This is a genomic window from Spirosoma harenae (genome assembly GCF_054776975.1).
Window position 1 is genome coordinate 465,452 of the sequence record NZ_BAAHBD010000010.1, and the last position, 24,371, is coordinate 489,822.

A 24,371-nucleotide genomic window follows, 5' to 3' on the forward strand; every position below is an offset into this window, starting at 1 on the left:
TTTCTTATTTAAATCATATAGGTCGCGAAATGGTCAATTGCGAAATTCACTATTTCGTTTCCAAATGGATGATCGAGTCTGTCTAAAAACTGAGTCATTTATGGCTGGATCAAGAGCGTTAAATTGCCCATGCCCGTCATCTGACAGACGACGAACGGATAACAAGTTCCGAACGAAGTATGATCTGGTTAGTAGCCTGCATATCCTGCCGTCCATTCAAATGATTGATTAAACTCTGTGTAGCAATCTCACCCATTTTTTCGCCCGCATAATGTATCGATGTGAGCGTTGGCTCAATAACCTGAGCCACAGGGTCGTCGTTAAAGCCTACCACGGCAATGTCGTCCGGAATCGAAATTCCTGCCTGTTTGAGAGCCGTCATGCAGCCAACGGCACAAAAGTCGTTAGCAACAAAAATACCATCTGGCCGGTCGGGCATTGCCAGGATTGCTTGCGCCGTTTGATACCCCGCTTCAAAACTTAAATCCGACTCAACAATCAGATTATCATCAGGAAGAATCCCATTTTCCAGCAAAGCCCGACGATAACCCGCTAGCCTGTCTGCGTAAACATTCCGACGCATAATTCCGGTAATGTGCGCAATTCGTCTGCATCCTTGTTCAATCAGGTGTTTAGTGGCCTCATAACCTGCCCACGCGTTATCGATCACGATGCTTACGCAGTGTGGATGCTGAATAACCCGATCAAAAAATAATACTGGAATCCCCTTACGAACAAATGCCTCAAAATGGTCAATCGACTGCGTATCATAGGCTACCGACACCAATAAACCATCTACCCGACTGTTAAAAAGGGTTTTTGCATTCGCAATCTCTTTTTGCTCAGACTCAAGGGATTGAGTAATAATCAGTGTATATGAAGAGTCATTGGCCACCTTCTCCATGCCCGACAACACCTTCGACATAAAGTTGCTATTGAGCCGGGGCACAATAACCCCCAGAATAGATGTTTTCTGACGGCGCAGGTTACTGGCAAACGTATTCGACCGATACCCCAATTGTCGGGCAGTGGCATTGATCAGTTCTTTGGTATCATTTCGAATGGCTGGATGGTCGTTTAAGGCACGGCTGACCGTTGCTGGTGAGCACTTTAATCGTTTGGCAATGTCATAGATAGTAACCTCTTTCTCCATAGACTGAGCTACTTACACCCATTTTGGGCAAAACAGAAAATACTTTTTGAAGTAAAATTTAATCAAATTATAATATTTTTCTGCAATCGGTTGCAATTCTGTATTTTCCCGTAAATATTTGTACAATAATAACATAAGATGTCTCTTGGCTATAACAAGCCATATCCATCAATAACAAGTTAATATTTGTATCATAGGTTTATAGCATACAGCCTCCTGCTATTTTGCGGGAGGAATGTATAAAACCTATTTCTGGGGCGCCAATCATCATTTCATCGTACAGGTAGGCTCAAAATGGTCTTTATTTTGCCACGATGTACAACTCTCGGGGAAAACTCATCTTCGAAACGGGAAACTAACCGAACTAACCTATAATCCAGATGGTCTTATTCAACTAATCGACGCTGATAAAGAGCGATTGAGTAAATTATATTCTTCCTGAGATCATCTACCCCCCAGATTTTATCAGTCAATAGTTAACTGATTATCAATAACAAATCTACTAGTCTCGAATAGTAAAAACGCCCTGTCCTGTCGCTTTTAAACAAGCTCAATTTTGAGTTACGGGTTCCTTTTGCCAATTGATACATATAAAAATGCTCCTACACAGTCGTGTGGTGCATTTACTTTTCATTAACCTTAACAAAAACGTTACATGAAACCGTCAAGACGTAATTTTCTCCAATCGCTAGGTGTTGGCGTGGCTAGTTTGGGAGTAGCAGAACAAACCGCCGTTGCCGGTTCACGTCCACCAAAGACCACGAAGCCTACCAGTGATGAACAGGTTCTATTTGTGGGCGATAATATCGCCATTGCGAGTACTCAGTACGGAAAAGTCAGGGGGTTTATTCTTCGCGGCATTCATCAGTTTTTGGGTATACCCTATGGAGCCGATACGTCTGGAAAAAATCGATTCATGCCCCCACAGAAACCAACGCCCTGGACTGATATTCGTCCAGCTCTGTGGTGGGGAAATTCCGCTCCCCAAATCATGGAAAAGCGGTATGCCAATATCTATGCTTCCTTTGTCGACCATTGGAATTACGACGATGTCTCCGAAGACTGTCTGAAAATAAATGTGTGGACGCCCGCCCTGGACAGCCAGAAACGTCCTGTCGTTGTGTGGTTACACGGGGGCGGATTCGTCAATGGCAATGGAATCGAGCAGGACGGCTACCATGGCGAAAATCTTTCCCGATTTGGTAATCTGGTTTTCTGTTCACTTAATCATCGACTTGGTGCTTTAGGCTACAGTAATCTAAAAGCTGCCGGTGGACATGCCGCGTCGGGTAACGTGGGGAATCTGGATATGGTAGCCGCTCTCGAATGGGTAAAAAATAACATTGCCAATTTTGGTGGCGATCCTAACAACGTGACCATCATCGGACAATCGGGTGGAGGAGCCAAAGTAACTACTCTAATGAATATGCCTTCTGCAAAAGGACTATTTCATAAGGCAGTTGCGTTGAGCGGTAGTTCTCTGTCAGGAGTGAATAAAGAGTATGCCGAAAAGTTAGGGTTAAAAATTATGGAAGAAGCTGGTTTGAAGTCTGGTGAAATTGACAAACTCCAGCAAATTCCATGGCGGCAATACATCGATATAGCCAATAAAGCCGTCGAAAAAATGGCTGACGAAGCGAAGCAAATGGGTATACAGCGAGGGGGCTACTCTCCCGTCGGTGATGGAACGTACATGAACGAAGGAGCTTTCTTCACAGATCCAAACCACTTCTCGGCTACTATTCCTCTGATACTTTGCACAACCTTCCATGAGCAAAACCCTGATCGGACGGATTCGTCTCTGGAAAGCATTACGCTAGACGGAGTGAAAGAAAAAATCAAACCGCGTTTTGGCGATAAATCCGGTCAGATTGTGGACGCCTACGCGAAGAATTTCCCAAAGGCTCGCCCAATTGAGCTTTGGGCGCTGATCGTTTCCAACCGAAAAAATGCGGTGGCAACCGCCGATGCAAAGACAACCGGACAAAAAGGGCCAGTTTATGTAGCCTGGTTTGGCTGGCAACCTCCCCTTTTTGACGGTCGGATGCGAGCTTTCCACTGCGACGATATTTGTTTCTGGTTTTACAATACCGATTTGATGTTGACGCATACGGGCGGAGGTAAGCGCCCCAAAGCATTATCGGAAAAGATGGCGGGTTCGTTTGTCAACTTTGTCAAAACCGGCAATCCAAACGGAGGAGGCTTACCCAACTGGAAACCCTACAGCGTTCAGAATGGCGAAACCATGATTCTGGATGATACCTGTACATTGGTAAATGATCCAGACCGGGAAGCCAGAAAATCGTTAGCGTAATTACTAGCTTTTATCCTAAACAAACCGCTACGTAGCTGGAATTTGCGAATAATTCACAGCTACATAACGGTTTGTTTAGGATAAAAGCCGGTGTCTGTGTCCTCACAGACACCGGTAACTCATTTGATTTAAAACGCCGTCGACGTTGCTAATTCCTGGTTGGCAATCAAGTCTTTTTGGATAATATCCAATTTTACGTTTGCCATATCGTACGCATCCTGGCCTAAAAACAAATGGACGGGCGGAGTAGATTGTTCGGCTACAGCAATGAGTACAGCTGCCGCTTTTTCGGGATCACCTGGCTGATTGTCTCTAATCTGGTTGACGTGCATTTCTTCCACAGCGCGTGCTTCCGTATAATCGGCAATTGGGTGTTGCGGCAGATTGAGTGAGCCTTGGGATAGGAAATTCGTACGGAAATAACCTGGATAAACAACCGTTGCCGTAATGCCAAAGGATTTCGCTTCTGCTGCCAGTGCCTCCGTAAAACCAGCTACGGCAAACTTGGTCGCGCAGTAGATTCCCCAGCCCGGAAAGTTGCCAATAAAACCGCCGATCGATGAGATATTAAAAATAGCGCCTGATTTCTTTTCCCGTAAATGGGGCATCACCTGACGGATAACGTTCAGTGAGCCAAATACATTAACGTCAAAATTTCGACGAGATTCTTCATCGCTCAATTCCTCAAGTGTACCCAATTGTCCGTAGCCCGCATTATTAACGACTACGTCTATTGTCCCGAATGTCTGGATTGTTTTGGCAATGGCCTCCGCAACGCTTTGCTCATTCACCAGATCCATTTGCAGCGGTAAGAAACCTGCTGTTTTTTCACCTACTTCCTGACTTAACTCACTGATAGTTCTAGACGTAGCGGCTACTTTATATCCTTCCTGTACTAATTTTCTGACGAGAGTTAGCCCTAATCCTTTCGAAGCGCCGGTTACCAGCCAAACTTTTTGCGTGCCCATGTTCATTTCGTTTTTAATCGTTTTTGATAGGGCAAAATTAGATAGGGGCGCTAGCTCAGCAGTTACACGAAGCAAACCGATAGCTGCAAAAATCAAACAACTACTGCACTACGCGAAAGGATTTTGGGGTGATCTGCGCGTGCTTCTTGAAAAAATTAATAAAATGAGGAGGCTCTTCAAATCCCAGACTAAAGCCGATTTCAGAAACGTTCCAGTCACTATGTTTCAACAGCGCTTTTGCTTCCTGCGTAATTCGCTCGCCAATCACCTGCGAAGTCGTTTTGCCCATCGTTTCTTTTAAAGCCCGATTTAGCGAGTTGACGTGAATAGCTAACTGGTCGGCAAAGTCAATAGGTGAACGAAGCTTCATCTGCTGAATGGGAGACTCAATCGGAAACTGTCGCTCGAGGAGCTCCATAAATGACGACGAAATGCGAATAGACGCATTCTGCGCTGAATACAGCACAGTAGCAGGCTGCATCTTTTGCGCTAAATGGATCAACTCAAAAACGAGCGCCCTGATCGAGTCGTATTTATAGGCGTAATTCGAATCGATCTCGGCAAATATTTTGAGATAAATAGCTTTAATCTGCTGTAATTCCGTGTCATTCAGAAAGAAAACAGGATTACCGCCCGGCTTGAACACCGGATATTCTTTAATATTTCCGAATTGATTAAAAAAGGTTTCGGTGAAAATGCAGAAGAAACCCGACTGCTCTTCTTCTAAATACTCCCAGTTGTATGGGATTTGCGGATTGGCAAAAAATAAGGCCTGCTTGTCGATCTCAATCGTTTTATCCGCGTAATGAACCTGATTTTTACCGATAATCAGGCTGATTTTAAAAAAGTCCTTGCGGTTGTAAGGCGTACAGTTTGCGTACTTGGCAACAAAATCTTCCAGCCTGAACACATTAAAATGCCCCATCTCTTTGCTCAGATTTTCGGGCATCCAGTTCAGCTTAAGCTTATAGAAATCTTCAATCGTTTCCGTCTTATTCATTACACAAAGTTATAAAAATCAAACGGTACTATTCTTTTCTTATGTCGTACCACAGCTCTACAGTTCCGGATTTATAAGCTGTTACTTCTTTTAAATGCAAGGCTTGTTGTTGAGCTAAATTGTCAAAAAAAGGTGTTCCGCCCCCCAAAAGAATAGGTAAAATGGATACTCTAAGTTCGTCCGCTAATTTTAATTGAATGAACTCTTTGGCAAGTATAGCACCACCTACAAGCCAACTATTCTTATACGTTGGTTTTAGGTGTTCATGAACAAGCTTGTTCAGATCGCCCGAATAAAGTTCAACGTTCGGTCTATCAACTGGCAGGTTTCGATGAGTGACTACTACAGTCGGCACGTCTCCATAAACCCATCCATACGATTTTGAAAGTTCTAAAGCATGCTCGTAAGTCCGTGATCCCATTACATAGCAATCGATTGTTTTAAGAAAGGCCTCCGTATCGACGGCATTCATGTCAATTCCTTTCTCATAACAATCAGGGGTCTCAAACCACGAGACGCTATTGTCTTTGCTGGCAATAAAGCCGTCAAGACTTGACACCATATGTATGGTTACCGTTGACATTTCTGTATTCGTTAAGGATAGTTCTTGTTGATTTTTTTGCTTTAACAATATAAGACTTACTAATCAGAGCAAATTATCAGCCTAAACAAATAGCCGTTGAGTAGCCAGCTTTTATTCGAGAACAGATTCGTCTAACTTTGGTCATGTACCTCTTTAGAATCCAAACGGCAATCTGACATGAAAAATCGCTTCATCTTGTTAGCCCTCTTATTAAGTAGTACGATTCACCTATGCTATGCACAGGCAACTTCACCCACGATTGGTCCTGAACAGGGAACACTGATGATCGTTGGAGGTGGTGCTATGGGAGCCGATCTCTGGACTCGCTTTGTAGAAGGAGCGGGTGGGCCAGCCAACGCTGATATTATTATTATCCCGACAGCAGGAGAAGATTCTTCAGCTAACAGCGCCCCACGCGAAAAAGAAAAGCTACTCAGTCTAGGCGTTAAAAACGTAACTATTCTTCACACGCGCGATCCGAAAGTAGCGAACCAGGAATCGTTTGTTACACCCATCCGGAAAGCAACGGGCATTTGGTTCGTTGGCGGCCGTCACTGGCGGCTGGCGGATTCCTATCTGAATACGCTGGCCCATAAAGAATTTAACGCACTGCTTAGTCGAGGTGGAATTATTGGCGGTACTTCGGCCGGAGCAACAATTCAGGGATCGTTTATGGTTCGGGGTGATACCAAAGGAAACTCAATCATGATTGGCGATCACACGCAGGGGCTGGATTTCATCCATAACGTTACGATCGATCAGCACGTTATGCGCCGAAATCGTCAGTTCGATCTGATTGATGTGATCAAAGCCAGACCAGAATTACTGGGTATTGGAATCGACGAAGGCACGGCGATTATCGTGCAGAAGAATACGTTTGAAGTGATGGGAGCCTCTTACGTAGGGATTTATGAAGCTGGTCAGATTACCAGCAGCGCTAAATTTCCATCGGGTCAGAACAGTTCGGGCGGACCATTCTACTACCTCAGCAAAGGACAAAAGTTTGATTTACAGAAGCGGAAAGTAATTTCTAATCAGCCGCAACGGACGAACGAACCTGCTAAGTAAATCCGGCCGCTTTTAAATAGCGTGAATATAGATTCGAGTTACCTTTTTTGTCATCCTGACAACAGGAAGGATATCAATTTGACTTTACCTGAGAGTTAGGGAGCAATGAGATTCTTCCTGTTGTCAGGATGACAAAAACTAAAGTGATGTTTTGATTATATCTGACGAGACTAAACCAGTACAGTTTTTAAAAGCTGCTCCAGGATCAATCGACCATCCGTATTGCCAAGAGCCGCATCGGCTGCTCGTTCGGGATGCGGCATCATGCCGAATACATTTTTCGACTTATTACTCACACCAGCAATATTTTCCAGACTGCCATTGGGGTTAGCGGCTTCAGTCACAGCGCCGGTTTCGTCGCAGTAGCGGAATAGGATCTGGTCGTTGTCATTCAGTTCTTTCAATGTATCGGCATCAGCAAAGTAACGACCGTCGCCGTGTGCAATGGGTATTTTATACGCTGCCAGATCCAGACCAGCGGTCAGCAGAGCATCCTTCGATTCAGGCTTTAGATAGATGTTTTTGCAAACATATTTCTGACTGCTATTCTGAAGCAAAACTCCTGGCACCAATCGCGCTTCGGCCAGAATCTGGAAACCGTTACAAATTCCCATCAGATAACCACCCCGATTCGCATGGGCAATCACTTCATTCATAATGGGTGAAAAACGCGCTACAGCGCCTGTACGCAGGTAATCACCGTATGAAAACCCACCGGGAAGGATAATAAAATCGCAGCCCTGGAGGTCGTGATCTTTATGCCAGAGTTTGACAACCTGCTGGTCCATCAATTCCAACACATCCACCGCATCCTGATCGCAGTTAGAGCCGGGAAAAACAACAACACCAAATTTCATAATGAGTGAGAGAGCGAAAGAGTGAATGAGCGAAAGAAAACTCGCGTCAGCTTTTCGCTCTTTCGCTCATTCACTCTTTCGCTCTTTAGGCTATGCAAAGTTAACAACTTTACTTTACTTCGACGGATGTTCCGGTATTGGAAACGGCTTTCCCGCGCTCGAATGACAGATCAATCCGGCCCAGATTAATACCAGCGAACCCAACCTGATTGATCCATACGGGCTGGCTGTCTAAGTTATTGACGGCTACCGGCGCATCCAGAAACGTGTGCGTATGACCGCCAATTATCAAATCAATATGTCGGCTTTTGGCAGCCAGCACATTGTCGGACACAGTCGGCTCATTGTATTTAAAGCCGAGGTGTGATAAACAGACAACATAATCACAGTTTTTATCATTACGAAGCTGTTTGGCTATATCATTGCCAATTTCAACTGGATCAAGGTATTTGGTTTCCTTGTAGGCTTCTTTCGGGATCAATCCAGCCGGTTGAATGCCTAATCCAAATACGCCGATTTTAATACCGTCTTTCTCGAAAATTTTGTACGGCATGGATTTACCATCCATCACTGTGTTTTTGAAATCATAATTCGCGATCAGAATGGGGAAACTAGCCTTGCCAAACTGCGTAACCATATTATCGATTCCCCCATCAAAATCGTGATTACCAATCGTTCCAGCGTCGTAACCCAACTTATTCATCGCCAGAATTTCGGGTTCGCCTTTGTAAAGATTAAAGTATGGCGTTCCCTGAAAAATATCACCGGCGTCAAACAGCAAAACATTCGACTGCTCTTGCCGGATTTTATGAATCAATGTAGCACGCCGGGCCACTCCACCTTTACCCGCATTTCGGCTCCCATCCATCGGAAATGGATCTAGCCGACTGTGTACATCGTTGGTATGCAGAATAGTAATCGATGTATTTTTTCGATGATTAAAGCTCGTCTGTACTGAATTGGCCAGTACGTTGGGCGCAACCGAGCCGAGTACAGCTGCCGAGCCGAGTAGTTTTAGAAACTGGCGTCTATTCGATGCTGACACGTCCATCAGAAGTTGGTGTTATAGGTTGACCTGTTTTACCCTGTTCCCGGAAAAAATCAATCAGGGCATCCCGGATGAGATAAGTTGTGTTTTCCCGCTTGACTGCCTTGGCCAGAAATGTAGCATTATCGCCCCCATTAGCAACATAATCACTCAAGGCAATGGTATAATTCTCGTTAGGCTGGAGCATTCGGCCATTGGCAAACGTGACCGATTGCACCTGTTTGTCATGGATTTTGACACGTATTCCGCCAACTACTAAACCATGACCACTTGCAAAATGGTTCAGGAACTGTTGAAGCATACTACCCGTAACCGTTAGAATAACCAGCTGATTATCAAAAGGCATCACTCCGAAAACACCCCCCATAGTGATTGCACCTTTCGGCAAATTATCCCGTATACCGCCATAATTCAGGTGGGAACAATCGATCGGTTTACCATATCGTTTCGATGCCTGCTGAAGCAGTGCATCCGAAAGTAGATCGTTGAGTGGCGCATCGGGCAATCCTTTTTCGATAGCTCCTGTTGATTGCGCCAGCACCTCATTCATCGTGCGATCAACACCTTGCCGATAGGGGGTCAGGAAGTTTGCTACACTGCTATCGGAGGTGGCTGCCAGCGAATCGACCCCAATCCGATTGGCCGTTCGATTCGTGAGATGATAACCCGACTTGCAGGCTGATAGACCAGCTATTGCTAGTACTAAAAGGTATTTTTTCATACGTATTGGCAAGTTCGGAAACTCTTCCTAATTCCGCGTTAATAAATAGTTAGAAAAATCCGGCAAGACGCGATGGACATTTAGATAATCTTACCCGGAATAGCAATTGTTGTATGTTCGGGATGGTAGCTCACTCTGCGCGTCCGGCCAAAGCCGCCCAGGCCGATTTGAAGATTAATCATACCGCCAGAAAAAGGAGTATCGTCCAGGATATGGCTATATGAAATTTTTGTCCGAATGAACCAAAAACTCGCTTCTGAGCGATCTGGTTTAGGTGTATTGTTGCCCAGCTTAATATCGAACATCAACCCTGCGGTAGGCGCATGAGAAATTAGTGATAGACCTTTATATCGTTCATCTTTCCGGTCGCGGGGCGATAAATCGAACAACAGGTAGCCTAAGTAAGGAATTAGTCGAGTGCGCGGGCTATCATGTATAATATGCCCTAGCCCTGCTTCAAACAACATCGGACTAATGGGCATATCTTTCTCCCAAGTCTGATTCTGATGCGAAAATCCATTTCGAAGCGTACCATTATACAGTGTCGGATGTAGCAAAAGCATCGTTCGCCGATAAGCAATATCGATCCCGAAGACAGCCCCAGCGACGGTATTGAGTGTTTGCGCCAATGTTCCTGTTGCTACAACGCCACCTCCACCAAAAAAAACACCATAGCCGATTTTCGATGAACGATAAACTGGTATCAAATCAGGCGTATCGTGTAGACGCTGCAAAACCTGATTTTCCCATCGCTGAAGTGCCTCCAGATCATCTCCCCCACCCGTTTCAGATCGAAATAAATTTACCTCAGCACCCAGTTCGGAGTTGGTCAGGTATTCAATTTGCCGGGCTTGTTGTTTGAAATGTCGATCCGCACCAATGGCGATCAATTTGGCTTTCATCTGCCGGGTGTGTACTTCTACCAGATCGAATAATACCTGATTATAGGCCAGTGTCCGCTCATTTCGAGCCGTTTCCGACACCCACGACAGATTGCGGAACATAAGACAAAAAGCCTCAATAGCCGGCTGCCCCCAAAGCGATGTTGGGCGGGCCTCGTAACCGATCTGATAATAAAATTCAGAACCACCCAATCCGGGCTGAGTAGGGGAATGAAAATCAGAGAGTTGTAATCGTCTAGTCGCGCTCCAGTGCAGCGTATCAATCGTCACCTGGCCCATCACGAGCAACGGAGACAACAGCAGCAACAGGAGTAAACGTATCATAGCAGCCAAAAGAAGTAACGTGTAAAATTAGAAATAAGTAACTTATAATAAAGCACTTAGTTTTAATTCAAATTCAAAAAGAGTTCATAAAACTCATCATTAGCCAGTAATCGATAAACTTAATGTTTGATTCCGTGACCATAAATGAATACACATCATCACCTTACGCCAATACTAACAAAAAGTATGCAAAAAAGCGCGGCTCCGTTACCAGAACCGCGCCCATCAGAACAGGGATTTATTGGATTTAACTGACCGACTATGATTTTATAGATAAATACCTCTTCGAAGCGAAAAACAAAAATCTGATTAATCCATAAATCTGTTAAATCCTGGTTCAGACTAGTATCGATACATTTCCGATTTGAACGGACCTTCAACCGATACGCCAATGTAATCGGCTTGCTCTTTCTCTAGCGGCTCCAGTTTAGCACCAACGTGTGCCAGGTGCAGAGCCGCTACTTTTTCGTCCAGAATTTTGGGGAGTACGTACACTTTGTTTTCGTACTTTTCTGAATTTGCCCACAGTTCAAGCTGAGCCAGCGTTTGGTTCGAGAAAGAACATGACATTACAAAGCTGGGGTGCCCCATGGCGCAACCAAGATTCACGAGACGACCTTCGGCCAGCACGATGATTTCTTTGCCATCGACTTCGTACATATCCACTTGTGGTTTGATCTGGCTCTTGGCATGACCGTAGTTTTCGTTCAACCAGGCCATATCAATTTCATTATCAAAGTGACCGATGTTACACACAACGGCTTTGTCTTTCATCACTTTGAAATGACGCCCTTTGATAATGTTGACGTTACCCGTAGCCGTTACGAAAATCTGAGCGCGGGTAGCCGCTTCATCCATCGGAACAACTTCGTAGCCATCCATAGCTGCCTGAAGCGCGCAGATTGGGTCGATTTCGGTAACCAGTACGCGGCAACCTGCACCCCGTAGAGACTCAGCCGAACCTTTACCTACATCACCATAACCTGCTACAACGGCTACTTTACCAGCCAGCATCAGGTCAGTTGCCCGACGAATCGCGTCGACAAGCGACTCACGACAGCCGTATTTATTATCGAATTTCGACTTAGTTACCGAGTCATTTACATTGATGGATGGCAGGTGGAGCGTACCGTTTTTCATCCGCTCATACAGCCGGTGAACACCCGTTGTGGTTTCTTCCGACAAACCTTTGATGCCTTGGATTAACTCTGGATATACGTCGAAAACCATATTTGTCAGGTCACCACCGTCGTCCAGAATCATGTTAAGTGGCTTCCGATCTTCGCCAAAGAACAGCGTTTGTTCGATACACCAGTTGAACTCTTCTTCGTTCATCCCTTTCCAGGCATAAACTGGAATACCCGCAGCAGCGATAGCAGCCGCAGCGTGATCCTGAGTCGAGAAAATATTGCAGGAAGACCAGGTTACTTCAGCACCTAATTCTACCAACGTTTCAATCAATACAGCGGTCTGGATCGTCATGTGCAGGCAGCCGGCCACACGAGCACCAGCAAGAGGCTTGGATGGGCCGTATTCAGCACGCAGGGCCATTAGTCCTGGCATTTCGGCTTCAGCTAGCCGGATTTCCTTGCGGCCCCACTCGGCCAATGCGATGTCCTTTACCTTATAGGGGACGTAAGTTGAGGTTTGCATAGATGTACAATTTTCGGTTTATAGCCATAGACAACCTTTCCAGATCGTCAATACCAACCAGGTTGACTTCTTAGTAAAATACAAAATTAGACGACATTCGGTAGAAAGACTAATAATAACTATGCCAATCTTATTTTAAGGCAACGATGGCCTCTATTTCAATTAATACATCTTTATCATATAAGCCCTGAACCCCGACATACGTACTGGCTGGCGGATTCGGACCTACAATGTATTGACGCCTTACTTCCCGAACGATACTAATTCGCTCAGGGTCGGTATTTACAACATAGGCAGTTAATTTTATAACATCCGCAAACGTAGCCCCAATAGCGGCTAGTGCTGTTTTAAGATTTTCATGCACAAGCTGGGTCTGTGCCTTAAAATCGCTTTTATGCAGGATTTCACCTTGTTCATTCGCCGAAACCTGACCTGAAATATAAGCAATCCGGTTCGCCTGTGTTACGACGACTTGCGTGTAGTTTTTAGACGTAGGTAAGCCCAGTGGATTAATATATTGCTGTTGCTGAGCTGATAAATCAGAAGCTAAAATCAACAAGAAAAATAGAATGAATACCTGAAGAAAATGGCGCATACGCTGTTGTGTTTATAACAAATCTATCAATTCAACCTCTAAAACAATGGATACGATTACCATCATTCCCTACTCACCAATTTATCAACCTGATTTCAAACGACTAAATCTAGAATGGATTTCGCGCTATTTCAAAGTAGAACCGCATGATATTGAGCAGCTCGATCATCCAGAAGAGCACGTATTGCCAAACGATGGCCAGATTTTTTTTGCCAAGATCAACGACGAAATAGTTGGCTGTGTAGCAATGGTTAATATGGGCGAATCCGGTTTTGAACTTGCCAAAATGGCGGTTTCACCTTGTGCGCAAGGGAAAGGTATTGGCAGGAAGCTTTGTCTGGCGGCTATTGATTATGCAAAACAACTTGGCATAAAGACGGTATGGCTCGAGTCGAATCGGATACTTACTCCTGCCCTAACAATGTATGCCAGTGTAGGTTTCCGCGAAGTCCCCAGTGTGCCAACGCCGTATAGTCGGGCTGATATTCGGATGGAAATGCAGTTACCATAAGCGCGGTCATTACGGCTCGCTGCTACGTATACGAGCTAATTTGCCGTCCATTGTAGTCATTAGCACTTCCTTATCACTGAGCGGAAATACCCGATTAACCATCGCATTGGAAAGTTTATGCGCCCAAACTAGTTGCTTCGTCTGGCGATCGATTGCGTACAATATACCATCGTCAGTAGGGACAAAAATGGTGCCTTTTCGTTCGACAATGGGTGATGGACTAATTTCTGAACCGTACTGCAAGTTCACAAACCACTCAGGTTGGGTGGTATTGGAGCGGGTTGATAGCGCCCAAACACTATCGGCCATACATTTGACATACATCAGTGAGCCATCTTCTGATAGCCCACTGGCTTCGAAACCTTTATGCAGATTCGATTTCCAGATTTCCTGACCCGTAGCGGCATCTAAGGCTGTAACGGTACGGTCGGGAGTTTGTAGAAAAAGGCGTCCATCAGTCAACAAAGGAATACAAGCTGCGGGTGAAAAATTGCGCAATTTGTTGTTTGTCCATGTCCAGGCAGGTTGGCCTGTTTTTTTATTTAACGCATAGAACATAGAGCCCCACGAACCAAAATAAACACGCTGCTTATCAGCCACCGGAACCGATTCGACAAAACCTTTTACATCATTGAATGTCCATTTTGTTGAGCCATCCTTAAGCGATAGTGCGCGGAATTTCCCTTCCGAACTACCGATGTAAACGGTGTTACCATCAATCAGTGGACAGGCGACAATAGGCTGATTAGTCTCCTGTTTCCAGATTAATGAACCATCGCGTTTATCGACGCAATAAATGGTTCCGTCGCTCGATGCAATAACGACTTTCTTTTTGTGTAAAGCAGGTGTTGCATAAACCTTTCCATTTGTTTTAAAACGCCATTTTTCCGACCCATCAGCCAGCGATAGCGCGACGAGTTGCCCTTCTGTATTTGGGTATAGACAAAGTTTTTTATCAGCAATAATTCCTCCCCCAATATCACTGTTATCCTGCTTTTCCCAGACCCGACTCACGGTTTTATACTGATCGTTCACTTGATACGATGGGCGAGGATATTGCTTTTTATCCTGATTAAAATGGTGATTGGTCAAGGCAATGGTTCGCCAGGGGGCAGCCGTCTGGCCAGATTGATCGCCAACAGTTGGTGTGCGTGTGGCAAACGACATCGTATCGTTTTGAATCGTCACGAGATTATAGCCGCCAACTGCGTCTTTTGCCCGAAGATTCGAGCGGCCCATTGTTCCGGGGATACCTTCAAAATCCAGCTTTTGATTGGCGTGTCCGTGTCCGCAGAGAGCGGCCTGTACGTTTGTTTTTTTGATTTCGTCAATAATCAGATACCAGTTCGACAGTGAATTATCGAGCGGATAATGATTCATAAAAATGACGGGCCGGTCTGTATTCTTAAGCTTATCAACTTCCGAACGTAGCCACAACACATCTTCACGACTTACCAAACCGGGCGACATCCGCATATTTGGCCCACTACCGCAACCGATGAACCGATACTTTCCAAAATCAAATGAAAAGTGTTCAGCACCAAATACTTTTCTAAAACTATTGCATCCATTCTCCGACCATTTGGTATCGTGGTTACCGGGAAAAATATACCACTTCTTCGTTAAGCCATCGAGAACGCGTTTGGCTTCGGCAAATTCCCTATCAGATCCATAATCTGTGACATCGCCCGTGAATACAACGAAGTCGACATTGGGAAGTGCGTTAATGTCACTTACCGTTCGTTGCAAATCCTCGATTGCTGTTTCAGGCGCGCCGATGTGGGTATCGGTCACAAAAGCAAACCGGATGGGTTGAGCCAATCCGGTTTGATAAACAAGTAGAATCAGAAAAGCCGAAATGAGTTTATGCATATTAGTAGAAAACCGTTAGCTACAAACGACATCACAACCCTAAAAGGCCTTGGAGACCTTTTAGGTTTCCTTACTGCTTTTTAGCCATCTCTTTAGGCCAGACGTAGTCAAATTTATTGTTGATCGGCGCGCCAAAGTAGTTGACATTCAGGTAATCTAGTCGCTTGTTATGGATAGCCAACCGTTTGTTGAAATCATCCAGATTTTTCCCCTCCAAAGGTGTCCAGGCCGTTTCAGCGACCGCGATTAAACGGGGATATGTCATATATTCAACGTAGTGCGTTGTGGGTAAGTATTCCGACCAGATGTTTGCTTGCACACCAAGTACATGTTTCGCCTGATCAGCGGTTAAGCTATCGGTTACCGAGGGATTGAAACTGTACACTTTTTCGAGTGGCAACAAACCGCCGATAGCTACGGGTTGCGTTTTGGGGTCAGCCTGATAATAATCGAGATAGCAATAGGTGGTTGGGCTCATCACCACATCGTGATTCTGTCGGGCAGCAGCAATGCCACCGTTTACACCCCGCCAACTCATGACCGTTGCATTTGGCGATAGGCCACCTTCCAGAATTTCATCCCAGCCAATAATCCGACGACCTTTTGCCGTCACAAATTTGTCGATGCGCTGAATGAAATAACTCTGGAGCTCGTGCTCATCTTTCAGACCTTTTTGTTTCATCAGTTCCTGACAAAACTTGCTTTGTTTCCATTCTTTCTTAGGGCATTCGTCACCACCGATGTGAATGTATTTGCTCGGAAAAATGTCCATCACTTCCGATAATACGTTCTCAAGAAACGTAAAGGTTTCTTCGCGCGGAAATAGTACATGGTCATGCACACCCCACGTATTCGAAACTGGGGCAACCTGATCGGGGTTGGCGCCCAATTCAGGATATACCGATAACACAGCAACAGAATGGCCCGGCATTTCAATTTCAGGAATCACCGTGATGAACCGATCTTTCGCGTATTTAACAATCTCACGGGCGTCATCCTGCGTATAAAAACCTCCATATGGTTTATCATCATATTTGCGATCGCGGTAATGCCCTACCATCGTCGACGGACGTATCGATGCGTATTTGGTCAGTTCAGGATACTTTTTGATTTCGATGCGCCAGCCCTGATCCTCGGTCAAATGCCAGTGAAACACATTCATTTTATGAAGCGCCAACAGATCGATGTATCTTTTTACAAACTCGACAGGATAAAAATAACGTCCGGCATCAAGCATTGAACCACGATAGCCGTAGCGAGGTTTATCGTCAATTGCACAGGCTGGTATCGTCCACGTAACGCCATCTACTTTTGTGGGGCTGAAAACCGCAACCGGCATCAATTGCAGCAACGATTGAACTCCGTAGAAGTAACCCTGTGGTTTCTCTGCCGAAATCACGATTTGCTTAGGCGATACCGTTAGCGTATAACCTTCTTCACCTAATTTCCCGCCACTGGCTGGCACAAATGAAATGCCTTTTCCGGATGTACCATTTTTAACCATCGGTGCCGAGCCCGTTGATTTTGTCAGTTGATCGGCCAATAGCTGAGCAATCCGGCGCACTTCCGGATCATTGACCGCTACGTTGATAATCGGTTTGGCCGGTAAGGTATAAGCTCCGCTACGTGTCTCTAAATGAGTGGGTTTCGGCAGTATAGCATAGGTGGCTGTTTGGGCGTGGAGAGCCTCCGTCGCAAGCCTTAGAAGTAATAAGCAAACAAGTAGTTTTTTCATGGAAAAGAGTTATGGCGTTTGTTCCACAAAACTACGTGCTGTTTGAATCGGGCGTAAAGGAAACCCAAGCCTACAGCCGCAAAAGCCTGTCTGTGTTACGTCAGTTGATTCTGGAAAGATGGCTAGAATTAGGGCAAAACAAGGCTCCACTAGCAGAATTGCCCTAAACAATAGCTTAGGAGAGCAATTGCGAAAACGTTTGCGCATTTTCAGCATTTTTTATTAGAAACATTATCGCAGATAAGGGGCTAAGACTTTGGCCCAGCGTTCGTACCCTGCAGGAAGCATATGCAGGCTATCTGATTTGTACAATTCTGGAATAGACTGACCGTTTTTCTGTACCATGACCGGACCTATATCCACAAATTGCGTTTTGCGTTGTTTGGCTAGAAAATCTTTAATCAGCCGATTGGCAATGTCCATTTCAGGAAAATATTTCCGGCGAGATGGACTGGGTTTCAAGGAAATAAAGGTGAATATCGCATCAGGCGATTTCTTACGAACATGCTCAAACAAAGCGACAAACCGCTCAAAGGTCTTTTGTCCCGATACTCCAGCAGCTACATCGTTCTCGCCAGCGTATAAAACAATCTGTTTGGGATTGTAAGGTGTGATAATTCGATCTGCATACTGCAATACGTCGGGTAACTGGGAACCGCCAAAACCACGTTGAAGGGTCGTTTTATTCGGGAAATAATTAGCCAGATTCTCCCACAACCGAATAGATGAACTTCCGGTAAAGACAATCGGACGTTGTGGTGGTTTTGAGACTTTATCAGCTTTTTCAAATGCCTGAATTTCGCCTTCAAAGCGATTGTCCTGCGCGAATAAGCAGAACGGGAGGAGAATTAGAAGTAGGTATCGCATTACAGAAATAGGGCTGTGATTTCATCTAAAAGGCATAAACTGTTTCAAACTCATCCCCTGAGTAGCTATTTATTACCAGATCAATCCGCCATCTGACGTCAAAAACCGATTTGAGTAAAAATGCAAAAACGGTAGCGAGGCCTCGCTACCGTTTTTGATACTATCAAAATCCTCTTACTTCCAATCGCAATCGGGCGAAAGCCACTCCTGACCTGAGTCGATAGGCATTCCATCGGGCGGTGTTTGCGAATTGGTTGGTTTCAAATCCGCTACATTTCCTTCGGCCCGCCGAATCTGATCAAGTGCAAACAAATGATGAGCAGCTACTTTAGGATTTGTAGCTGGCGCACTCAATTTCGATTTTATCTGACTGATTTTCAATAAAGCAATCGCCCGTACTTGTGCGGTTCCTTCCTGATTATTTGCCAGATCGATTAGCTTCTGCAAAAGCAATTTATCTGTCAGGCGTTTCACTTCAGCCTGATAGCCGTCAGCGGGATCAGCTTTATACCAGGTAGCGGCCAATAATTGATCGAGCATACCTTCTAAGCTAAGTTGCGCTGGATCCAGAGCAGATTGAGCAACCAGCCGACTTACACGTTCCGAATTCATTAGCATTTGAAGTGTCATACCAGCAGCCGCTTCTGGCGCAGCCATCGGGTCGAACGAGAGTCCCGTTCGACGTTTGAATACTTCCCGAGGATTTGGATCGTACCGGAATGGATGGGGAGGAATCAAGGCTTGAATTGATTTCGGAACGGCCAAAAATGTAGGGTCAATTGTAATCAGCAACGCATCCAGCGCCCGTTTCTGCTCCGCAACCGGAACTGTCGACACAACAGGTTGTCCGTCTCCACGAAGTGCATTTGTATAGATTTGTCCACCAACAACTTTTGACGCAGCTTCAACCTGATATCGGTGAAACATATACATCGGTACTAGAACTTCTTCAAGCGTCGCCATCGGCGTTCCAACCGGAATTTTTTTCTCGGTGAAATTGGCCAAGGCCACTCGCCGAACATCGGTTACGCGCTTCAATTCGTCAACGGCATTCATACCATTATCCCACAAGTGCGTGGCCGGATGTACTGAGCCTTCAGGGCGGGCATCTTTATCGGTCAAGAAAGTTAGGCCGGAATTATGCATATCATTGACGATTTTATCCAGCGCCTGTTTTTCGTCAGCTCCAGTGGGGAATTGTTCGTAGCCATACCGGATGCTCCATTTGTCGTAGGCACCAATTCCTTTCGCATAAGCGTCTGAGATATCAATGCTGGCCCCTTTTACTTTCGCAACCATCGTTGGATAGTCCATAACTGACGCCCGGCCAAACGTTCCTCCACCCTGTGCGCTGGCGATGTAATTATGTGGCAATCCAAGCGTATGGCCAACCTCATGCGCAGCCAGTTGCCGAAGCCGCTCAATAGACATCTGCATCATCAAATCAGTAGCTGGGGCCGTAGCACCCGCATAATCGCCAATCAATCCCTGAGCAATCAGATAATCCTGCCGAACCCGTAGTGATCCCAGAGTCACTTTTCCTTTAATGATTTCACCTGTACGTGGATCGCTGACGCTCGTGCCATAGCTCCAGCCCCGTGTCGAACGGTGCACCCATTGCACCAGATTATAGCGGATATCCATCGGATCGGCATCGGCAGGAAGCAGCTTCACTTGAAACGCATCCTTGTAGCCAGCCGCTTCAAATGCCTGATTCCACCAGGCCGTCCCTTCCATCAGCGCCGACCGGATTGGCTCGGGCGTACCAGGATCAATGTAATAAACGATAGGTTTAACCGCTTCACTGACAGCTGCCGAGGGATCTTTTTTCTCTAGACGATGTCGGGAAATATACCGCTTCATAATCGGCTGACTTACTGGCGTTGCGTAATCGAAATATTCGATACCGCCATAGCCGATCCGTGGATCAAAAACACGGGGTTTGTAATTATTATCAGGTAATTGGACGAACGAAACATGCTGATGAATAGTCACTGCTGTAGGAGTCGGCACAACATCTCGCAAATAAGCCCCCGGATTTTCACCCGTCAGCGTAAGAATGGTTTCGAACTCCGTATTTTGGGGAAATGCTTTTGTGCGGGGTAAATACATGGCGCAGCGCGACGGATCGATTCGGAAAGCTCCTTGGCGAGTCCGGGTGATTGCTTGAACGGCACCAACGGCATCCTGCATTAGGAAGGGCGTTAAATCAACTAAAACCTTCCCTCCTTCTTCGGCGGCAACATCGAATCCGACATGTACTGACTTGGCAAACGACTCTTCAACAGCCCGTCGCTCCAGTGGGTCATTACTAAGGGCACGGTACGAATAATTGGGTTCGATCATCAGCACTTTTGGGCCGCTTCGCTGGAATTTAACAATATGCTCCTGCCCCAATCGACCTCTGTCCAATCCAATATCGTTAGAGCCAACACCTTGCGCCAGCGATGGATAATAGAGAATCTCCGTATCGAATTTGTCGATTTCGAGCCAAATTTTGCCTTTTTTCGCATCCCAGTAATACGTCATGTAACCAGGATTCCGCTCCATGCCATTCGTAAACGTAGCAATGGTTGCAGTCCCGCCCCCGCCACCCGTAGGTGCCTGCGCAGCAAGTTGATAAATTGGGATAAGTACAAGTGAGAGAAGTGTAAATACGGCTTTTTTCATATAATTCAGGTTTGTTCTTTATGAGGTAGCTTTTTGTCATCCTGACAAAGGAAGGATTTCATTGATTCCTAACACACAAGCAAGGATAGGTTAAGATCCTTCCTTCGTCAGGATGACAAAATGGTAATGTTATGGATAATCGATTATTCTTTATTTACCGCTACTGACTTTACTCGATTTTCCCTCATCCAGTTGCTTGATCAGTTCTTTTACAGCTACGTCCAGTTGTGTATTCTGATCTGTGTAGCTTTCTCCGATTGGCCGCGATACAGCTATATCAACAGGACGTGGAGCCAACTCCATATTTTTACCGGCATTATCAGTAATTCGAATGAATGGCAGACGTATTGAGGAACCATCGATCAGTTGAGCGGCTGAGGTATAGATAATCCACCCGCCAGTCGGCTCACCTACTACTTTACCTAGTTTTAGCGACCGATAGCCTTCTGTGAAATCTTCGGCATCAGAAAGCGAGTGCTGATTGGTAACTAGAATTGTGGGTTTTTCCAGCGCCCGTTGCCCAAGCTGTGTACGGGCAGGTGATGCTGGTAAGCCGCGAGGAGTCATGGTCATGTACCCTTTGCGGGCAAATACATCAATGGCGTAAGCATTTACAAATCCGCCATTATTATTACGAACATCGACGACAACGCCATCTTTGGCATGATTGTCAGCATCCAGATCAATATATAATTGATTCAGCGATTCAGCCGACATATCGAACATATGCACGTAACCCAATCGACCACCGCTAGCTTTCGCTACATAATCGCGCTGTTGCTGAACCCACTGTTTGTAAAGAAGCCCTTTTTCGGTTGCTAAATTGACAGGCAATACGTTTACCTCTTTGGGAGTTGCAGTAGGTGCGGAAGCTATTGATAGCGAAACCCGGTGATTGATTTTATTACTCAGTAAGTCATCCAGATTGGTATTGGCATCAATCGTTTTTCCATCGACTGCTACTAGATAATCGCCTGGTTTAATTGATCCAGCAAGCGCCGTTGGCCCCAGTTCCACGACTTCAGTGATGAGCAATTTGCCAGTCGTTTCATAGGTAATGCGGTCAAATCGCAAACCAAGTCGACCGGTTGTAATATCAATTGACCCCTGTGGCCCCGAAACGCCCGAGTGCGACGCGTTTAATTCACCAACCATCAGGCTCAGCAACCGACGTAGCTCATCCGGCGTACGGGCTCCAGCCGCGAATGGTTCGTAAGCATTCCGAACACCCGACCAGTCAGCACCGTGAAACTCCGAATCGTAGAACCCTTTGTTTTGCACATCCCAGGCTTGACGGAATACCTGAATTTTTTCCGTCGAAAAATCAACGTCCATTTCTGCCGTTACGCTCAACGGACGAGGTTCGCGCCGTTCCAGCGAAATCGACTGAATACGTCCCTGTTCCAGATAATACACCTCTTTCCCATCCGCCGTAAACTGGGCATTGCTTTTCTGGCCGGGCGTGGTGGTGAGTTGACGAGCAACACTTCGCTCGGCACTTCCCTCATCAAGCGAGTAGGTATATAAATTCTGCCGCCCGGCTACACTGGCCACTATCAGAAGCGTTTTCCCATCCTTGCTAATCGACTGCGCATCTACTTCGATTCCAATTGGCAATAAGCTTAGTCGCTGACGGATTCCCTCAAAAACAATACTCGTGGCTTCTTTCCCGGCGGCTTTTGGTTTTGCCGATGCGCCTGTATCACGCGGAGTTGCTTTTTCGGTTGTAGCAGGAGGAGTTGAAGGCGTTGCCGGACGCATTGTGCGGGGCACCTCTTCGTTGAACAAATCCCGGAATTGATCTTCCTTGAACTTAGGTAATCGCGGAACCAGATCTACACGGGCGATCTGCGCAGTTTCAGTACGCTGATTCGTTCCAAAAAGAATGTATTTCCCGTCTGGACTCCAGTTTACGTTGCCGCCAAAGGTATTAGCCAGAAAACTAATGGGCTGGCTTTCTCCTCCGGCTGATGGTACTACCCATACATTGCGGAATGTTTTGGTACCATAAGCGGCAAACGCCAACCATTTCCCATCCGGTGACCAGGTTACAGTGCCTGAACCTGTAAACGGTGGTCGACCCAAATAGCCTTTATATACCGTCCGATCTTTTTTCGTACTCAACTCCAGTATTTTTAACTCCAGCCCATTCCGCAGAAAAGCTACTGACTGACCATCCGGCGAAACTACTGGAGATGCATCATCCTGCTGCCCATTTGTTAACTGTGTTTCGGTCTGGCTTGAAAAATCATACTGATACAGATTAGCCGTTCCGTTACGCGTGCTGATATATAATAAGGTACGACTGTTGGGCGTCCAGGCTAGCTGCGATTCTAACGCCGGACTGTTGCTTACCCGAACCGCATCACCCCCATCTTTTGACGAAGCAGCAAATACTTCTCCATGCGCTGTAAACGCTACTTTTTTCCCATCGGGCGAAACGACCAAATCCCGAAATTGACTCGTTAGTTTTACATGATCGACAGATGAACCAGCCGCTGCGCCCCGCAATTTAATAGCAACCGGAGCCGCCTGTTTGCTGGCTATATCGTACTTCCAGAGTTGGAAATCACGCTCAAAAACAATCGCTTTACCATCATGAGAAATTGACGGCCAAAGCACCCGCCCGTCTTTAAACGAAGTCAGCATTGAGGCTTGGCCTTTTACTGGCTTTGACCAAAGATTCTGGCTGCCGCTCTTATCCGACATGAAATAAATCGCTTGTCCATCTGGACTCCAAAGCGGCCATAATTCTTTCGCTCCACCTTCTGTCAGACGCTCATACGCAGGTTTATCACCTTTTTTCGTCCCAATTTTACAGGTCCATATCTCGGATTGATCGAGATGGCTGCTGCCTTTACGCCACCATTGAGCCGCAGCAATCCCCCGGGCGGAGAAAGCCAGCGTCGTTCCATCAGGCGAAGGCGTACCGAAAAATTCACTGGCGTACCGATCTGCCGTAACAGGCATAGGCGTTCCTCCTGTAATAGCCACCCGGTAGATATCGTTCATCCCCGCAATGTCCCGACTGGTCGATTGGAAATACACCATCTTGCTATCATTCGACCAGGCTGTAAGACTTTCCGCACCATCGTCGTAGGTCAATCGCCGAAGAGAACCGGTTTCCAGCGTCAGCAAATAGATATCGCCATTTCCGGATCGTGTTGAGCCAAAGGCCAGATATTTACCATCGGGCGAATAGAGTGGACGGGTTTCGTTGTCCGCGTGTGCAACAAGCAAACGTGCTTCCCCACCAGTAGCGGGTACTGTCCATATGTCTCCTCCCGATATAAAAGCAATTTCTCGTCCATCCGGTGATAGTGCAGGCTCGGCAAAGGCGAATTTGGGTGTCGGTGAGTTCGATTGGGCCGAACTAATCCGGCTGATAGTAAGCCCGACAATCAATAGTCGAGCAAAAAGCTTTACGCGTCTGGTCGTATACATACGGCGATAAACAGGAAAGTTTGTTGAAAAAAGCAGGGTAGGTAACCAAAATAGAAAAACAAAAATAAGATTTAAGTTTTTCTGTG

At 46.0% G+C, this 24,371-nt stretch carries 19 protein-coding genes; 4 read left to right on the top strand and 15 right to left on the bottom strand.

Annotated features, from left to right (window positions below; all coding sequences use genetic code 11):
• Window positions 1-136 precede the first annotated feature (136 nt).
• Window positions 137-1,153, bottom strand: a complete 1,017-nt coding sequence (locus tag ACYVE4_RS15895; protein WP_461041146.1) for a LacI family DNA-binding transcriptional regulator — start codon at window positions 1,151-1,153, stop codon at window positions 137-139.
• A gap of 235 nt (window positions 1,154-1,388) precedes the next feature.
• On the opposite strand from ACYVE4_RS15895, the gene ACYVE4_RS15900 reads away from it, so the two are divergent.
• On the top strand, window positions 1,389-1,595 hold the full coding sequence (locus ACYVE4_RS15900; RefSeq protein WP_461041147.1) for a hypothetical protein: 207 nt from the start codon (window positions 1,389-1,391) through the stop codon (window positions 1,593-1,595).
• Between the two features lie 213 nt (window positions 1,596-1,808).
• Window positions 1,809-3,467, top strand: a complete 1,659-nt coding sequence (locus tag ACYVE4_RS15905; RefSeq protein WP_461041148.1) for a carboxylesterase/lipase family protein — start codon at window positions 1,809-1,811, stop codon at window positions 3,465-3,467.
• A 128-nt stretch (window positions 3,468-3,595) separates the two neighbouring features.
• Here ACYVE4_RS15905 and ACYVE4_RS15910 read toward each other — a convergent pair whose 3' ends face one another.
• From ACYVE4_RS15910 to ACYVE4_RS15920, 3 genes are all read right to left on the bottom strand, one after another.
• Window positions 3,596-4,435 carry an SDR family oxidoreductase gene (locus ACYVE4_RS15910; RefSeq protein WP_461041149.1) on the bottom strand — a complete coding sequence of 280 codons (840 nt, stop codon included), beginning with the start codon at window positions 4,433-4,435 and terminating at the stop codon, window positions 3,596-3,598.
• Window positions 4,436-4,535: 100 nt separating this feature from the next.
• Window positions 4,536-5,435: a helix-turn-helix domain-containing protein gene (locus ACYVE4_RS15915; protein ID WP_461041150.1), complete on the bottom strand. Its 900-nt coding sequence runs from the start codon at window positions 5,433-5,435 to the stop codon at window positions 4,536-4,538.
• Window positions 5,436-5,463: 28 nt separating this feature from the next.
• Window positions 5,464-6,018 carry a dihydrofolate reductase family protein gene (locus ACYVE4_RS15920; RefSeq protein ID WP_461041151.1) on the bottom strand — a complete coding sequence of 185 codons (555 nt, stop codon included), beginning with the start codon at window positions 6,016-6,018 and terminating at the stop codon, window positions 5,464-5,466.
• Between the two features lie 177 nt (window positions 6,019-6,195).
• Between ACYVE4_RS15920 and ACYVE4_RS15925 the strand changes: the two genes are divergently transcribed.
• Complete coding sequence (locus tag ACYVE4_RS15925; protein WP_461041152.1) at window positions 6,196-7,086, top strand: cyanophycinase; 891 nt, start codon at window positions 6,196-6,198, stop codon at window positions 7,084-7,086.
• A 170-nt stretch (window positions 7,087-7,256) separates the two neighbouring features.
• Here ACYVE4_RS15925 and purQ read toward each other — a convergent pair whose 3' ends face one another.
• From purQ to ACYVE4_RS15955, 6 genes are all read right to left on the bottom strand, one after another.
• Window positions 7,257-7,943: a phosphoribosylformylglycinamidine synthase subunit PurQ gene (gene purQ, locus ACYVE4_RS15930; RefSeq protein WP_461041153.1), complete on the bottom strand. Its 687-nt coding sequence runs from the start codon at window positions 7,941-7,943 to the stop codon at window positions 7,257-7,259.
• Between the two features lie 109 nt (window positions 7,944-8,052).
• Entirely contained in the window at window positions 8,053-8,994 is a 942-nt protein-coding gene (locus ACYVE4_RS15935; RefSeq protein WP_461041154.1) for a bifunctional metallophosphatase/5'-nucleotidase, read from the bottom strand.
• Window positions 8,972-9,712, bottom strand: a complete 741-nt coding sequence (locus ACYVE4_RS15940) for a 5'-nucleotidase C-terminal domain-containing protein (protein WP_461041155.1) — start codon at window positions 9,710-9,712, stop codon at window positions 8,972-8,974. The genes ACYVE4_RS15935 and ACYVE4_RS15940 overlap by 23 nt, the downstream gene beginning before the upstream one ends.
• Window positions 9,713-9,792: 80 nt before the next feature.
• Window positions 9,793-10,938: a hypothetical protein gene (locus ACYVE4_RS15945; protein WP_461041156.1), complete on the bottom strand. Its 1,146-nt coding sequence runs from the start codon at window positions 10,936-10,938 to the stop codon at window positions 9,793-9,795.
• A 342-nt stretch (window positions 10,939-11,280) separates the two neighbouring features.
• Window positions 11,281-12,591 carry an adenosylhomocysteinase gene (ahcY, locus tag ACYVE4_RS15950; RefSeq protein ID WP_461041157.1) on the bottom strand — a complete coding sequence of 437 codons (1,311 nt, stop codon included), beginning with the start codon at window positions 12,589-12,591 and terminating at the stop codon, window positions 11,281-11,283.
• A 130-nt stretch (window positions 12,592-12,721) separates the two neighbouring features.
• Window positions 12,722-13,186, bottom strand: a complete 465-nt coding sequence (locus tag ACYVE4_RS15955; RefSeq protein WP_461041158.1) for a RidA family protein — start codon at window positions 13,184-13,186, stop codon at window positions 12,722-12,724.
• Window positions 13,187-13,232: 46 nt separating this feature from the next.
• On the opposite strand from ACYVE4_RS15955, the gene ACYVE4_RS15960 reads away from it, so the two are divergent.
• The gene (locus ACYVE4_RS15960) at window positions 13,233-13,697 is read left to right on the top strand and encodes a GNAT family N-acetyltransferase (protein WP_461041159.1); all 465 of its coding nucleotides are present in this window, start codon (window positions 13,233-13,235) and stop codon (window positions 13,695-13,697) included.
• Between the two features lie 9 nt (window positions 13,698-13,706).
• Here ACYVE4_RS15960 and ACYVE4_RS15965 read toward each other — a convergent pair whose 3' ends face one another.
• From ACYVE4_RS15965 to ACYVE4_RS15985, 5 genes are all read right to left on the bottom strand, one after another.
• On the bottom strand, window positions 13,707-15,569 hold the full coding sequence (locus ACYVE4_RS15965) for an outer membrane protein assembly factor BamB family protein (RefSeq protein ID WP_461041160.1): 1,863 nt from the start codon (window positions 15,567-15,569) through the stop codon (window positions 13,707-13,709).
• Window positions 15,570-15,639: 70 nt separating this feature from the next.
• Window positions 15,640-17,304, bottom strand: coding sequence for a beta-N-acetylhexosaminidase (locus tag ACYVE4_RS15970; RefSeq protein ID WP_461041161.1), 1,665 nt, complete (start codon window positions 17,302-17,304; stop codon window positions 15,640-15,642).
• 231 nt (window positions 17,305-17,535) lie between these two features.
• Window positions 17,536-18,171, bottom strand: a complete 636-nt coding sequence (locus ACYVE4_RS15975; protein WP_461041162.1) for a GDSL-type esterase/lipase family protein — start codon at window positions 18,169-18,171, stop codon at window positions 17,536-17,538.
• 174 nt (window positions 18,172-18,345) lie between these two features.
• Window positions 18,346-20,841: a zinc-dependent metalloprotease gene (locus ACYVE4_RS15980; RefSeq protein ID WP_461041163.1), complete on the bottom strand. Its 2,496-nt coding sequence runs from the start codon at window positions 20,839-20,841 to the stop codon at window positions 18,346-18,348.
• Window positions 20,842-20,991: 150 nt separating this feature from the next.
• Complete coding sequence (locus ACYVE4_RS15985) at window positions 20,992-24,285, bottom strand: S41 family peptidase (RefSeq protein ID WP_461041164.1); 3,294 nt, start codon at window positions 24,283-24,285, stop codon at window positions 20,992-20,994.
• Window positions 24,286-24,371: the final 86 nt, after the last annotated feature.

Coding starts and splice junctions, on each gene's coding strand:
- ACYVE4_RS15895 (WP_461041146.1), bottom strand. CDS start 1,153: ATGGAGAAAGAGGTTACTATCTATGACATTGCCAAACGATTAAAGTGC.
- ACYVE4_RS15900 (WP_461041147.1), top strand. CDS start 1,389: ATGTATAAAACCTATTTCTGGGGCGCCAATCATCATTTCATCGTACAG.
- ACYVE4_RS15905 (WP_461041148.1), top strand. CDS start 1,809: ATGAAACCGTCAAGACGTAATTTTCTCCAATCGCTAGGTGTTGGCGTG.
- ACYVE4_RS15910 (WP_461041149.1), bottom strand. CDS start 4,435: ATGGGCACGCAAAAAGTTTGGCTGGTAACCGGCGCTTCGAAAGGATTA.
- ACYVE4_RS15915 (WP_461041150.1), bottom strand. CDS start 5,435: ATGAATAAGACGGAAACGATTGAAGATTTCTATAAGCTTAAGCTGAAC.
- ACYVE4_RS15920 (WP_461041151.1), bottom strand. CDS start 6,018: ATGTCAACGGTAACCATACATATGGTGTCAAGTCTTGACGGCTTTATT.
- ACYVE4_RS15925 (WP_461041152.1), top strand. CDS start 6,196: ATGAAAAATCGCTTCATCTTGTTAGCCCTCTTATTAAGTAGTACGATT.
- purQ (WP_461041153.1), bottom strand. CDS start 7,943: ATGAAATTTGGTGTTGTTGTTTTTCCCGGCTCTAACTGCGATCAGGAT.
- ACYVE4_RS15935 (WP_461041154.1), bottom strand. CDS start 8,994: ATGGACGTGTCAGCATCGAATAGACGCCAGTTTCTAAAACTACTCGGC.
- ACYVE4_RS15940 (WP_461041155.1), bottom strand. CDS start 9,712: ATGAAAAAATACCTTTTAGTACTAGCAATAGCTGGTCTATCAGCCTGC.
- ACYVE4_RS15945 (WP_461041156.1), bottom strand. CDS start 10,938: ATGATACGTTTACTCCTGTTGCTGCTGTTGTCTCCGTTGCTCGTGATG.
- ahcY (WP_461041157.1), bottom strand. CDS start 12,591: ATGCAAACCTCAACTTACGTCCCCTATAAGGTAAAGGACATCGCATTG.
- ACYVE4_RS15955 (WP_461041158.1), bottom strand. CDS start 13,186: ATGCGCCATTTTCTTCAGGTATTCATTCTATTTTTCTTGTTGATTTTA.
- ACYVE4_RS15960 (WP_461041159.1), top strand. CDS start 13,233: ATGGATACGATTACCATCATTCCCTACTCACCAATTTATCAACCTGAT.
- ACYVE4_RS15965 (WP_461041160.1), bottom strand. CDS start 15,569: ATGCATAAACTCATTTCGGCTTTTCTGATTCTACTTGTTTATCAAACC.
- ACYVE4_RS15970 (WP_461041161.1), bottom strand. CDS start 17,304: ATGAAAAAACTACTTGTTTGCTTATTACTTCTAAGGCTTGCGACGGAG.
- ACYVE4_RS15975 (WP_461041162.1), bottom strand. CDS start 18,171: ATGCGATACCTACTTCTAATTCTCCTCCCGTTCTGCTTATTCGCGCAG.
- ACYVE4_RS15980 (WP_461041163.1), bottom strand. CDS start 20,841: ATGAAAAAAGCCGTATTTACACTTCTCTCACTTGTACTTATCCCAATT.
- ACYVE4_RS15985 (WP_461041164.1), bottom strand. CDS start 24,285: ATGTATACGACCAGACGCGTAAAGCTTTTTGCTCGACTATTGATTGTC.